The following is a 13,318-nucleotide window of genomic DNA, read 5'->3' on the forward strand; positions in this document are numbered from 1 at the left end:
CACGTCCGCGCCGGTCCACCCTGGAGACAAGCGACATGAAAATCACCCGCCTCGAAACCTTCGTCGTCCCGCCGCGCTGGCTGTTCCTCAAGATCGAGACCGACGAGGGCATCGTCGGCTGGGGCGAGCCGATCGTCGAGGGCCGCGCACACACGGTCGAGGCCGCGGTGCAGGAACTCGCCGACTACCTGGTCGGCCGCGACCCGCTGCTGATCGAGGATCACTGGCAGGTGATGTACCGCGCCGGCTTCTACCGCGGCGGCCCGATCACGATGAGCGCGATCGCGGGCGTCGACCAGGCGTTGTGGGACATCAAGGGCAAGCATCACGGCGTGCCCGTGCATGCACTGCTCGGCGGCCAGGTGCGCGAGCGCATCAAGGTGTATTCGTGGATCGGCGGCGACCGGCCGAGCGACGTCGCGAACAATGCACGCGCAGTGGTCGAGCGCGGCTTCAAGGCGGTGAAGATGAACGGCTCCGAAGAGCTGCAGATCGTCGACACCTACGACAAGGTCGAGCAGGTGATCGCGAACGTCGCGGCGGTGCGCGACGCGGTCGGCCCGCACGTCGGGATCGGCGTCGACTTCCACGGCCGCGTGCACAAGCCGATGGCGAAGGTGCTCGCGAAGGAGCTCGATCCGTACAAGCTGATGTTCATCGAGGAGCCGGTGCTGTCGGAGAACGCCGAGGCGCTGCGCGACATCGTCAACCAGACCAACACGCCGATCGCGCTCGGCGAGCGGCTCTACTCGCGCTGGGACTTCAAGCACATCCTCGCGGGCGGCTACGTCGACATCATCCAGCCCGACGCGTCGCACGCGGGCGGCATCACCGAGTGCCGCAAGATCGCGACGCTCGCGGAAAGCTACGACGTCGCGCTCGCGCTGCACTGCCCGCTCGGCCCGATCGCGCTGGCCGCATGCCTGCAGCTCGACGCGGTCAGCTACAACGCGTTCATCCAGGAACAGAGCCTCGGCATCCACTACAACCAGGGCAACGACCTGCTCGACTACCTGCGCAACCCCGAGGTGTTCCGCTACGAGGACGGCTTCGTCGCGATCCCGCAGGGCCCGGGGCTCGGCATCGACGTCAACGAGGAGAAGGTGCGCGAGATGGCGAAGACGGGCCACCGCTGGCGCAACCCGGTGTGGCGCCACGCGGACGGCAGCGTCGCCGAGTGGTGATGCCGAGGTGAGATGAGACGCGTTGCGCGGCGGGCATGCCGCGCATCGGCTTCGAGACGGCCGCCCGGCAGGCGGCCGTTCTTGCATCCGCAGCACGCGGCGCGCGGGCACCCGGCCCTGCGCCGCGCCGAGCCGGCCGTCAGCCGAGCGCCGCGAACCCCGGCACGCAGGACGCCAGCACGGCGGCCGCGACGAACACGCCGATCATCGTCAGCGCCTCGAGATGCAGGATGTTGCGGAACGTGTGCGCATCCTCGGTCGACGCGGTACGGCGCAGGCGCGGCAGCGCGGAGAAGCGGTTCAACCCGCCGAGCACGAGCGCGAGCGCGACGAGCAACAGCTTGAGCAGCAGCACGCGCCCCCACGTGCTGCCGTCGAGCGGCGCGAGCGCGCCGCCGAGCCCGCGCAGTGCATTGAGCACGCCCGTGCCGAGCACGAAGACGACCGCGATCACCGACGTACGCGACAGGTGCTGGCCGATCCGGATCAGCGCGCCGCGCGCGACCGACGAGCCGAGCACCGGCAGCACCGCGAGCCCGCCCGCGAGCACGAGGCCGCCCCACACCGCGGTGGCGAGCAGGTGCAGCGTCTGCACGCCGACCGCCGCGGACAGCAGGCCGGTATCGGCCGCATGGCCGAGCGACGCCTTGCCGCCCGCGACCACGATCACCGCGAGCCACAGCACCGCGTGCGCGACCGGGCCGTCCGGCTTCGCGAGCGCGACGATCGCGAGCGCCACGGCGCCGGCGAACGCGACGCTCCACGCGAAGCCCGCGTGGGTCTGCGCGAGCATGACGGGAATCGCGGCGAACGCACCGCCGAGCCCCGCGCCGCTCATCGCCGCGGCTTCGTACACGAGCCAGCCGAGATCGGCGAGCACGAGCGCGAGCGCCGCCGCGACCAGCGAATGTTGCGCGCGCAGCCATGCGGGATGCGACGGCGCGACGACCGGCCGCGCGCCGTCCTTGCCGAGCCACGCCTTGAGCAGCGCCGAGCCGACCGCCATCGCGAACGTCGCGTCCATCAATGCCGCCAGCGCGACCTGCCCGATCCACAAGCTGTCTATCCTCATCGCGCGCACCCTCCCGGGAACGGCCGGCCGGCGGCGCGGCGGCAAGTGGAACGACAGCGGGAAGACGGCAACGGCACGGTAAGGAACGTCATCGATGAATCCGGAAACGGGAGAAATGACTGGATCTGCGGCGGAGGCGGCGCCGCGCGACCCGCGAGTGTACGGTCTTCGATGGTCAAAGCGCACGCCGGTTCACACGATGCGTGCAGATAGCGCGTCAAATTGTCGCAAGTCGTAAACAGGCAGGAACCGATGACCTTTTGCCAAATAGCCGTCATTACCCATCGATGATAGAATGCCGCGTCGCAGCAGCCCGGCTGTCCTGCCGTCCATGCGCCGAGCCGATCGTAGCCCGGACAGGTCCCCGACGAATAAACATGGAGTCTCGTGTGTCTTCAAGACGCCTCTTCCGTCCGTTGCTTGCCGTTCTCCTGATCGGTGGCGCGGGCCTTATGAGCGCTGCCCAAGCGCAGACCAAGCCCACGGAGCAAGCGCACGCCCAGCAGGCGCCGCTCAAGGCACCCGATACGATGGCCGAGCGTGTGCGCGGCTGTACCGCATGTCACGGCGTTCACGGCCAGGGCACGGACAACGACTATTTCCCGCGTCTTGCCGGCAAGCCGGCGGAGTACCTGTACAACCAGCTCGTCAACTTCCGTGATGGCCGGCGCAAGTACCCGCCGATGAACTATCTGCTGACCTACCTGAACGACGATTACCTGAAGGAAATCGCCGAGCACTTCTCGGCCGAACGTCCGCCGTACCCGACGCCGGCCAAGCCGACGCTGCCGGCTGCCACGCTCGCGCGCGGCAAGCAGCTCGTCACGCAAGGCGATCCGTCGCGCAAGCTGCCGGCCTGCGTGGCCTGCCACGGCGCAGGGCTGACCGGCATGCAGCCGGCGATCCCGGGCCTCGTCGGCCTGCACGCCGATTATCTGAGCGCACAGCTCGGCGCATGGCGCTCGGGCAACCGCCACGCGAAGGCACCGGATTGCATGCACGACATCGCCGCGAAGCTTTCCGACGAAGACGTGACGGCCGTGACCGCATGGCTCGCCGCGCAACCGGCGCCCGCCAACCCCGTGCCGGCACCGGCGCGTTCGATGAAGACTCCGCTCGCCTGCGGCAGCGAACCGCAATAAGGCAAGGGAGACAGACACAATGAAACGCAAGTCCCTGTTTGCACTCTCGGCTGTCGCGATCGTCGCGGCCGCCGCCCTCGTGCCGGTCCTGTGGCCGGGCAACGACACGCTGCACGGCGCTGCCGCCGTCGCGGCCACGCCGGCCGACCAGGCCGCGCTGATCAAGAAGGGCGAATACCTCGCGCGCGTCGGCGACTGTATCGCGTGCCACACCGTGCGCGGCGGCAAGTCGTTCGCGGGCGGCCTGCCGATGGCGACGCCGTTCGGCACGATGTACACGCCGAACATCACGCCGGACGACAAGGACGGCATCGGCAAGTGGACGTCGGACGACTTCTACCGCGCGATGCACACCGGCCGTTCGAAGGACGGCAGCCTGCTCTACCCGGGCTTCCCGTTCGCGAGCTACACGAAGGTCACGCGCGCCGACTCGGACGCGATCTACGCGTACCTGCGTTCGGTCCCGCCGGTCTCGGTGCCGAGCCGTCCGCACGAACTGAAGTTCCCGTTCAACAACCGCAACCTGCTGATCGGCTGGCGCACGCTGTTCTTCAAGGAAGGCGAGTACAAGCCGGATCCGACCAAGTCGGTCGAATGGAACCGCGGCGCGTACCTCGTCGAAGGCCTCGGCCACTGCTCGATGTGCCACACGTCGATCAACATGATGGGCGGCCCGGTGAACTCGGCAGCCTTCGCGGGCGGCCTGATCCCGCTGCAGAACTGGTATGCGCCGTCGCTGACGAACGACAAGGAACTCGGCCTCGGCGACTGGCACGTGCAGGAGCTGTCGGACCTGCTGCAGGCCGGCGTGTCGAACAAGGGCGCGGTGTTCGGCCCGATGGCCGACGTCGTGCACAACAGCCTGCAGTACATGAGCGACGAAGATACGCGCGCGATGTCGACGTACCTGAAGTCGATCCCGCAGAAGGCTGAAGCGCCGAAGAACATGCAGTACGAGCCGTCGAAGCAGTTCGGCAACACGCTGTTCGACCAGGGCAAGAAGATCTACGCGGACAACTGCGCGACCTGCCACGCCGAAACCGGCGCGGGCAAGCCGCCGGCGTATCCGCCGCTCGCGGGCAACCATTCGATCGTGATGGAATCGGCGGTCAACCCGATCCGCATGGTGCTGAATGGCGGCTATCCGCCGAGCACGTTCAAGAATCCGCGTCCGTACGGGATGCCGCCGTTCGCACAGTCGCTGTCGAACCAGGAAGTCGCGGCAGTCGTCACGTATATCCGGATGTCGTGGGGCAACAACGGTACGCCGATCTCGCCGCAACAGGTGAGCGACCTGCGTTCCGCGCCGCTTGACTAAATAGCGCGCGACACAAACGGGGGCGCGGCTGCGGGAAACCGCAGCCGCGCCCCTTTGCTTTTTTGCGACGCCGTTCCCCGCGCTGGCCGCGCGAGGCGTCGCCGATCATAAAACTCAAGAGTGGTATCTATGTCTTTCGAATCTCTCGGCCTGGCCGAACCGCTTGTCAAGGCGGTCAACGAGCTCGGCTACACGTCGCCGACGCCCATCCAGCAGCAGGCGATCCCTGCCGTCCTCGGCGGCGGCGACCTGCTCGCCGGCGCACAGACCGGCACCGGCAAGACCGCCGGCTTCACATTGCCGATCCTGCAGCGCCTGCATACGTTCTACGCCGAGCATCGCGGCGCGAAGCGCGCGGTGCGCGCGCTGATCCTCACGCCGACGCGCGAACTCGCCGCCCAGGTCGAGGAAAGCGTGCGCGCGTACAGCAAGTACCTGAAGCTGCGCTCGACCGTGATGTTCGGCGGCGTCAGCATCAATCCGCAGATCGATGCGCTCAAGCGCGGCGTCGACATCGTCGTCGCGACGCCGGGGCGTCTGCTCGATCACATGCAGCAGAAGACGATCGACCTGTCGGATCTCGACATCCTCGTGCTCGACGAAGCCGACCGGATGCTCGACATGGGCTTCATCCACGACATCAAGCGCGTGCTCGCGAAGCTGCCGCCGCAGCGCCAGAACCTGCTGTTCTCGGCGACCTTCTCCGACGAGATCAAGTCGCTCGCCGACAACCTGCTCGATTCGCCGGCGCTGATCGAAGTCGCGCGCCGCAACACCACCGCGGAAAGCGTCGCGCAGAAGATCCACCCGGTCGACCGCGATCGCAAGCGCGAGCTGCTCACGCACCTGATCCGCGAACACAACTGGTTCCAGGTGCTCGTGTTCACGCGCACCAAGCACGGCGCGAACCGGCTCGCCGAGCAGCTGACGAAGGACGGTATCAGCGCGATGGCGATCCACGGCAACAAGAGCCAGTCGGCCCGCACGCGCGCGCTCGCGGAATTCAAGAACAGCACGCTGCAGGTGCTGGTCGCGACCGACATCGCCGCGCGCGGGATCGACATCGACCAGTTGCCGCACGTCGTCAACTTCGACCTGCCGAACGTGCCGGAAGATTACGTGCACCGGATCGGCCGCACGGGCCGTGCAGGCGCGACCGGCGAAGCCGTGTCGCTCGTGTGTGTCGACGAGAAGCAGCTGCTGCGCGACATCGAGCGGCTGATCAAGCGCGAGATTCCGCAGGAAGTGATCGCGGGCTTCGAACCCGATCCGACCGCGAAGCCGGAGCCGATCCAGCAACGCCGCGGCCAGCAGCCGCGCGGCGGCAACGGCGGCGGCGGTGGTGGCGGTGCCGGCAATCGCCAGCCGCGTGCAGGCGGCTCGGGCCAGCCGGCCGCGAAGCGCGACGGCAATGCACAGCCGAAGGCCGCGAAGGCGGCCAAGCCGCGCGCGGCCGGCGGTGCGAGCGGCAACGCCGGCGGCGGCGGCCGCCCGTCAGGCGGCAACGGCGCGCGTCCCGCGAACGGCAACGCCGCGCACGCGAACCGCAACCGTTCGTCGCGCAGCGGCCAGCGCGGTCACTGAAGCCGCGCGGCCGCGCGCCGCAGGTGCTCGACCTGGCGCTGCCAGCGCGCGAGCACCTCGGCGCGCGCCTCCCCTTCCAGCGCAAACGTGACGCCGGTCGCGAGACGCGCATAGCCGACCCGCTGCGCATCGCCGTGCGCGATCGTCGCAGCGAATCCGGCAAGGCCCCCGAAGTCCCCTTCGAGCGGCTCGATCCTCAGTTGTGCCTGAAAGAATGCGCCGTCCGCGACGAGCGTCAACGCGGCCGCGCGCCGTTGCGTCAGCGCACGCGCCGCGCGCGATTGCGGCCAGAGCGCGAGCAGCAGCGTATGCGCGTCGCGCGCGTGGATCTCGCCGACGCTGAGCAGCGTCGTGCGCAGCTGGCCGTCGTCGGTCGCGACGATCAGCGATGCGGCGAAGTCGGCATGGCGTTCGAGCGCGGTGCCGTCGAACAGTGCAACGACGGCCGGCGGCCACGCGTCGAACGTCCATTGTTCGAGCGCGTGGCGATGGGAATCGGTCATGATGGCGGCCCCGGTGAAAAGCAGATGATGATCGCGCAGCATACGCGCGCCGGACCGCGCGGTGACGATCAGCGCATGAACACGTGCCGCGTGATCTTCGTCAGCGGATAGTGGACGCTCGGCTGGATCTTCGCGGGCAGGTCGAGCGGCTTGAGCAGCATCTTCACGCACATGTCGGCCGACAGGTTGCGCCGCACGAGCGAGCTGATGCGCGCGGCACGCTCGCGGTTGTATTGACTGTCGCCGACGCGATCCGGGTAGCGGACTGCGAACACGTGGCGCAGCGCGATCTCGGAATCCTCGTTCTTGATTTCCATCACGCGGCGCATCAGCGCGCCGAGCACCGCGAGACGGCCGTTGCCTTCGAGCTTGTTGTACTTCTTGAAGAACTTGAAGAAGTGCTTGTAGTGACGCACTTCGTCCGAGCGGATGTTGTCGGTGATTTCCTTCAGCACCGGCTCGTCCGAGCATTCGTTGATCGCGCGATAGAGCGTGGCCGTGCCCGTCTCGACGACGCAGCGCGCGACCATCTCGAGCGCGCGGGTCTTCTCGAACGCGTCGACCGAGCAGGTCTTCGAATACTCGGCGAAGAAATTCGCGAACGCGGTGTCCCAGTCGAACTCCGGCCACACGTGCGCGATATACGCCTTCAGCGCGCGCCCGTGCTGCAGTTCCTCGTGCTCCCACGCATTGTTGAGCCACGCGGACACTTCCGGATCGTCGTTGAAGAACTCGCTCAGGTTGCTCGTGTAGAGATCCGAGCCGCTTTCGATGAACGACGACGCGCACAGCAACAGCAGCAGATCCTCGTTCGCGGCGGCGCGCTGACGATCGATCCGGTTCAGGTCGATGTCCTCGATACGCCACGGCATGACATGCGTCGTTTCAGTAGGCATGGTGATGCGCTCCCAGTCGTCGCGCGGCAGGCCGGCCCCTCTCTTCGCACAGGCCCGGCGTGCCCGCAGGCGACGTTTTGCTTGCATTTATTAGTGGATTGGTCCGGCCGAACCATGCTGGCATCTTAGCCGGACTTTTATGTTCGTGCTTCAAAGCACTGACCATGCCCGCCGCGCGCAGTTCCGCCGCGCATGTTGCGGATCGTTAGATGAGTTGTTCGAACCGGTTGCGCGCGCGCGACGGCATGCGCTGCATCCAGGCAAAACGGGCGGCCATCCGGCCGCCCGTCGGGCACAACGCTGGAAGCGTTCCGTCAGAAACCGGCCGCAAGACCGTCGCGGCGGCTGTCGCTCGCGGCCACGTAGCCGCGGTCGGGATCGTCGCGATCGAGACGCCACACGAACTGCCCCGAACCGAAATCCATGTAAGGATCGTCGATCGACTTGATCGTATGGCCGCGCGCGGCGAGCCCGTCGACCGTCTCGCGCTTCATCGTCGACTCGACGTCGAGCGTGAAGTCGCGATTGACCTTCCAGCGCGGCGCGTCGCAGGCGGCCTGCGGCTGCTGTCCGTAGCCGAGCATGCGCACGACGGTCTGCAGGTGGCCCTGCGGCTGCATGTCGCCGCCCATCACGCCGAAGCTCATCACGGCCTCGCTGCGGCCGTCGACTTCCTCGGTGACGAACGCGGGGATGATCGTATGGAACGGCCGCTTGCCGCCCGCGACGACGTTCGGCGACGCCGGGTCCATCGAGAAGCCGTGCCCGCGGTTCTGCAAGGCAATGCCGGTACCGGGCACGACGAGTCCCGAACCGAAACCCATATAGTTCGACTGAATGAAGCTCACCATCATCCCGCGCTCGTCCGCCGCGGACAGGTAGATCGTGCCGCCCGACTGCGGGCGGCCGGCAGCGAAGTGCGTCGCGCGCGCGCGATCGATCAGCTTCGCGCGTTCCGCGAGATACACATCGTCGAGCATCTGCGCGGGCGTCACGTCCATCGCGCGCGGATCGGCGACGTAGCGATAGACGTCCGCGAACGCGAGCTTCATCGCCTCGATCTGCAGGTGCTGCGAGTCGACCGAATCGACCGGCCATTCGCTCAGGCCCGCCCGCTCGGCGATCCCGAGCGCGATCAGCGCGGCGATGCCCTGCCCGTTCGGCGGGATCTCGTGAATCGTATGACGGCCGAAGCGCTTGCCGATCGGCTCGACCCATTCCGGCCGGTACGCGCGCAGGTCGGCTTCGGTCAGCGCGCCGCCGCCTTCGCGCGCGAACGCCGCGAGCTGCGCGGCGAGCGCGCCTTCGTAGAACGCGCGCGGGCCGTCGTTCGCGAGCGTGCGCAGCGTCTGCGCGTGGCCCGGCAGGCATATGCGCTCGCCGACGTGCGGCGCGCGCCCGCGCGGCATGAAGGTGTCGGCGAAACCCGGCAGTCCCTGCAGTTCGGGCACCGCGGCCGCCCATTTGTGCGCGACGATCGGCGACACCGCATAGCCGCGCTCGGCGATCTCGATCGCCGGCTCGAGCAGATCCGCGAACGGCAGCGAGCCGAACTTCGCATGCAGCGCTTCCCAGCCCGCGATCACGCCCGGCACCGTGACGGTGTCCCAGCCGCGCGTCGGCTTGTTCGCGATGCCGTGCGCGTCCTCGCCGTGGCGCTTGCGGAAATAGTCGGGACTCCATGCGGCCGGCGCGACGCCCGACGCATTCAGCCCGGACAGCCGCGCGCCGTCCCACACGAGCGCGAACGCATCGCCGCCGAGCCCGCACGACACGGGCTCGACCACCGTGATCGCGGCCGCGGCGGCCAGCGCCGCATCGACGGCATTGCCACCTTTCCACAGCATCCGCAGCCCGGCCTGCGCGGCGAGCGGGTGCGACGTCGACACGACGTTGCGCGCGAATACCGGGATGCGGGTCGTCGGATACGGGTTGTGCCAGTTGAAGCGAGTCATCGGTTCCACCTCGTCGAAAGCTGAATGAACGCGCCGGACGCACGACCGGCATGCGCGGACAGTCCGCCATTGCAGCGCGATCCGCGCGATCGCACAAATTCATTTGTCACATGAATCCATGTACTTTCCGCATGAATTCCGGGCGGTGATGCGCCGCAGGCCGGTCGAACGCCCTTCCCGCCCTTACAATACCCGCTCCGCCTCACGATCCGACCGCCGAGCCATGACCCGAGATCCCCGCCTCACCCTCAACGCGCGCCAGCAGGAACTGCTCGAATGGGTGCAGCGCGACGGCTTCGTGACCGTCGACGATCTCGCCGCGCACTTCGCGGTCACGCCGCAGACGATCCGCCGCGACGTGAACTGGCTCGCCGACCTGAACCTGCTGCGCCGCTACCACGGCGGCGCGAGCCTGCCGACCAGCTCGGAAAACGTGTCGTACACCGCGCGCCAGCGGATGTTCCATGACGAGAAGCGGCGCATCGCGGCGCTCGCCGCGTCGCACATCCCCGACCAGGCGTCGCTGTTCATCAATCTCGGCACCACGACCGAGGAAGTTGCGCGCGCACTGAATCGTCATCACGGGCTGCACGTGATCACGAACAACCTGAACGTCGCGTCGATGATGAGCGGCTATCCCGACTGCGAGGTGCTGATCACGGGCGGCATCGTGCGGCCGTGGGACAAGGGCATCGTCGGCGAGCTCGCGATCGACTTCATCCGCCAGTTCAAGGTCGACTACGCGATCATCGGCACGTCGGCGATCGAGGCCGACGGCACGCTGCGCGACTTCGACACGCGCGAGGTGCGCGTGGCCGAGGCGATCATGCAGCATGCGCGCACGGTCTACCTCGTCGCCGATCATTCGAAGGTCGGCCGTCCGGCGCTGGTGCGCCAGGGCCACCTGAGCCAGGTTCATGCACTCTTCACCGACAAGCCACTGCCGCCGGAGATGGCCGACGCGGTGGCGAACGCGGGCACCCAGGTGTACGTCGCGGAATGACCCCGCGGAATGACCCGCGCGATGCTGCACCGCACCTGAAACTTCAAGTGAAATCAAGAAGTTGGCGCGCCCGCTGAACCGCTAGCGGTTTGCGTGCCTGTCAAACTGAAAATTAACGGGGCACGATTTGTCGTTGCCCGCGCGCTCGACTAGACTCCAGTTCCCCGGCCCGTTCGCGCGATCCGCCCGTGCCAAGGCGTGTGCGAATCCGAAGGCCGGCGAATACAGCTTTCCCCCCAAGCCATACCCCGCCGGGTATCGCGCAGCGGCGTTTGCGCCGGCTGCGCGGGCAAACCGATTGCCATGGAGAGAACGATGCTGAGTCCGCATGAATTCGCCACGCTACTGCTTGTGAAGGATGCCCCCGATCACGGGGACATGGATCGCGATGAACTCGACGCGCTGCTCGAACAGCAGCTCGTGCGGCTGGAAGGGCTGGGATCGGGACGCAAATACTGCGTGACCGAAACCGGCGACGCCGCGTTGCGATCCATCAAATGCCGCTATTCCTGAAGTCCCGCTGTTCCTGACTTGAGCGCGCCGGCCGGATTTCCGGCCGCGCCGCTTTTCCCGCGCTTTTCCCGCCTCCCGCAGCGTTCCGGCGTCAGCCGCCGCGCAGCGTCGGATCGACCGCGGCCCGCCAGCTGACGGCCTGCGCGCGCGCGCCGTTGAAATACGCGACCCATCCGGCGCGCCCCGCCGCGTCGGGCGCCGCATAGTGCGCCGAAAGTTCGTTTACGAACGCGCAATAGTTCGCCTGCGTCAGCCCGCGATACCGTTTCGCCACATACGCGTCGTACAGCGTCGAATAGACCGGCTGCGCGTCCGCGCCCCAGTCGCGCGCGGTGCCGCCGCACGACGTCTGCAGGTCGACGAACGACGGCGCCCGCCAGTTGCCGGCAAGCGGCGGCGTGCCGGCGCTGCACCCCGCCAGGACGACGGCGCACGCGCCGACCCACATCCCAATACGCATGATTCACCTCGCGAAACGGTCGATTGCGCCAGTATCGTCCGGGATCGCGCCACGCGCTACTGGCCCCGCTTTTTCGAACTTTACTTTTTCGATTTCGTTCGTTAAATTTCGAATTCGAACATTTCATGTTCGTCCATTTCCATCAGACGATAAGGACAGCAGGTGACCCAACCGAATCGCTACGATCTGCTCGTCGTCGGCGGCGGCATCAACGGCGCCGGCATCGCGCGCGATGCGGCCGGCCGCGGCCTGTCGGTCCTGCTCTGCGAGCAGGACGACCTCGCGTCGCACACGTCGTCGTCCAGCACGAAGCTGATTCACGGCGGCCTGCGCTACCTCGAATACAACGAATTCGGACTCGTCCGCAAAGCGCTGCAGGAGCGTGAGACGCTGCTGCGCGCGGCGCCGCACATCATGTGGCCGCTGCGCTTCGTGATGCCGCACATGCCGAACCTGCGGCCGGCCTGGCTGATCCGCATCGGCCTGTTCCTCTACGATCACCTCGCGAAGCGCGAACTGCTGCCCGGCTCCCGCGGCATCGACATGCGCCGCCACGCGGCCGGCGCGCCGCTGATCGACTCGATCAAGCGCGGCTTCGTGTATTCGGACGGCTGGGTCGACGACGCGCGCCTCGTCGTGCTGAACGCGCTCGATGCGAAGGAGCGCGGCGCCGAGATCCTCACGCGCACGAAACTCGTGTCGGCGGAACGCCACGGCGACGAATGGGAAGCGCGGCTGCGGCACGCGGACGGCTCGATCCGCGTCGTGCGCGCGCGCGCGGTCGCGAACGCGGCCGGCCCGTGGGTCGGCGAAGTGCTGCACGGCGCGCTCGGTCGCGGCGCGCAGCACAGCGTGCGGCTCGTGAAGGGCAGCCACATCATCACGCGGCGCCTGTTCGATCACGACCACGCATACATCTTCCAGAACCCGGACAAGCGGATCATCTTCGCGATTCCGTACGAGCACGACTTCACGCTGATCGGCACGACCGACGTCGAATACACGAACGATCCCGCGAAGGTCGCGATCGATCGCGACGAGACGCAGTATCTGTGCGACTCGATCAACCGCTACTTCAAGCGCAAGATCTCGCCGGCCGACGTGCACTGGACCTATTCGGGCGTGCGCCCGCTGCTGGAAGACGAAAACGCGGCGAACGCGTCGGCCGTCACGCGCGACTATCGCCTCGAGATGGACGACGGCGCCGGCGCGCCGCTGCTGTCGGTGTTCGGCGGCAAGATCACGACGTTCCGCAAGCTCGCGGAGGAAGCCGCCGACCTGCTGTGTCGCGCGCTCGGCCGCGACGCGAAGACCTGGACGGCCGGCGCGCCGCTGCCGGGCGGCGACATCGCGAACGCGAAGTTCGACGTGTTCGCCGACGCATTCGCGAAACGCCATCCGTGGCTGCCCGCCGCGCTTGCGCGCCGCTATGCGCGCGCGTACGGCACGCGCGCGGAACGCGTGGTGGACGGCGCGACGTCGCTCGCCGACCTCGGCGCCGAGATCGCCCCGGGCATCCACGATGCCGAACTGCGCTACCTGCGCGACGTCGAATGGGCGACCTGCGCGCAGGACGTGCTGTGGCGCCGCTCGAAGCTCGGCCTGCACGTGGCGCCGGGCACGCTCGACGCGGTGACGGCCGCGGTCGATGCGTGGTTCGCCGCCGCGCACGCGCCGCACGCGTGATC

At 67.8% G+C, this 13,318-nt stretch carries 12 protein-coding genes; 7 read left to right on the forward strand and 5 right to left on the reverse strand.

Features of this window, described 5'->3' with window-relative positions:
- Positions 1-35 precede the first annotated feature (35 nt).
- Positions 36-1,184, forward strand: a complete 1,149-nt coding sequence (gene dgoD / locus DIE12_RS16035) for a galactonate dehydratase (RefSeq protein WP_044844540.1) — start codon at positions 36-38, stop codon at positions 1,182-1,184.
- 139 nt (positions 1,185-1,323) lie between these two features.
- Here dgoD and DIE12_RS16040 read toward each other — a convergent pair whose 3' ends face one another.
- Positions 1,324-2,256 (reverse strand): CopD family protein, encoded by a 933-nt coding sequence (locus tag DIE12_RS16040; RefSeq protein ID WP_124486900.1) that lies wholly within the window; start codon positions 2,254-2,256, stop codon positions 1,324-1,326.
- Positions 2,257-2,633: 377 nt separating this feature from the next.
- Between DIE12_RS16040 and DIE12_RS16045 the strand changes: the two genes are divergently transcribed.
- The 3 genes from DIE12_RS16045 (at position 2,634) to DIE12_RS16055 (ending at position 6,300) form a co-directional block, all read left to right on the forward strand.
- Entirely contained in the window at positions 2,634-3,398 is a 765-nt protein-coding gene (locus tag DIE12_RS16045) for a c-type cytochrome (RefSeq protein ID WP_044844542.1), read from the forward strand.
- Between the two features lie 19 nt (positions 3,399-3,417).
- Entirely contained in the window at positions 3,418-4,716 is a 1,299-nt protein-coding gene (locus tag DIE12_RS16050) for a cytochrome c (protein ID WP_044844543.1), read from the forward strand.
- A 129-nt stretch (positions 4,717-4,845) separates the two neighbouring features.
- A complete protein-coding gene (locus tag DIE12_RS16055) occupies positions 4,846-6,300 on the forward strand; it encodes a DEAD/DEAH box helicase (RefSeq protein WP_124521065.1) in 1,455 nt (484 codons plus the stop codon).
- Here DIE12_RS16055 and DIE12_RS16060 read toward each other — a convergent pair.
- The 3 genes from DIE12_RS16060 to DIE12_RS16070 all read right to left on the reverse strand — a co-directional run bounded on the left by DIE12_RS16060 (position 6,294) and on the right by DIE12_RS16070 (position 9,654).
- Positions 6,294-6,803: a hypothetical protein gene (locus tag DIE12_RS16060; RefSeq protein WP_044846780.1), complete on the reverse strand. Its 510-nt coding sequence runs from the start codon at positions 6,801-6,803 to the stop codon at positions 6,294-6,296. The two genes, DIE12_RS16055 and DIE12_RS16060, sit on opposite strands and share 7 nt — an antisense overlap.
- A 68-nt stretch (positions 6,804-6,871) precedes the next feature.
- Entirely contained in the window at positions 6,872-7,699 is an 828-nt protein-coding gene (locus tag DIE12_RS16065; protein WP_044846781.1) for a ferritin-like domain-containing protein, read from the reverse strand.
- A 314-nt stretch (positions 7,700-8,013) separates the two neighbouring features.
- Entirely contained in the window at positions 8,014-9,654 is a 1,641-nt protein-coding gene (locus tag DIE12_RS16070; RefSeq protein ID WP_124521063.1) for a gamma-glutamyltransferase family protein, read from the reverse strand.
- Positions 9,655-9,877: 223 nt separating this feature from the next.
- Here DIE12_RS16070 and DIE12_RS16075 point away from each other — a divergent pair, with 223 nt between their 5' ends.
- Both DIE12_RS16075 and DIE12_RS16080 read left to right on the forward strand, forming a co-directional pair.
- Complete coding sequence (locus tag DIE12_RS16075) at positions 9,878-10,657, forward strand: DeoR/GlpR family DNA-binding transcription regulator (RefSeq protein ID WP_044846783.1); 780 nt, start codon at positions 9,878-9,880, stop codon at positions 10,655-10,657.
- A gap of 315 nt (positions 10,658-10,972) precedes the next feature.
- Positions 10,973-11,170, forward strand: a complete 198-nt coding sequence (locus DIE12_RS16080; protein WP_044846784.1) for a hypothetical protein — start codon at positions 10,973-10,975, stop codon at positions 11,168-11,170.
- Between the two features lie 91 nt (positions 11,171-11,261).
- Here the strand turns inward: DIE12_RS16080 and DIE12_RS16085 are convergent, their stop codons facing one another.
- Positions 11,262-11,630 carry a hypothetical protein gene (locus tag DIE12_RS16085; RefSeq protein ID WP_185500335.1) on the reverse strand — a complete coding sequence of 123 codons (369 nt, stop codon included), beginning with the start codon at positions 11,628-11,630 and terminating at the stop codon, positions 11,262-11,264.
- 162 nt (positions 11,631-11,792) lie between these two features.
- On the opposite strand from DIE12_RS16085, the gene glpD reads away from it, so the two are divergent.
- Positions 11,793-13,316 (forward strand): glycerol-3-phosphate dehydrogenase, encoded by a 1,524-nt coding sequence (gene glpD / locus DIE12_RS16090; RefSeq protein ID WP_124486896.1) that lies wholly within the window; start codon positions 11,793-11,795, stop codon positions 13,314-13,316.
- Positions 13,317-13,318: the final 2 nt, after the last annotated feature.

The sequence above is a fragment of the Burkholderia sp. Bp9015 genome (assembly GCF_003853505.1).
In the GTDB taxonomy this organism is placed as follows: domain Bacteria; phylum Pseudomonadota; class Gammaproteobacteria; order Burkholderiales; family Burkholderiaceae; genus Burkholderia.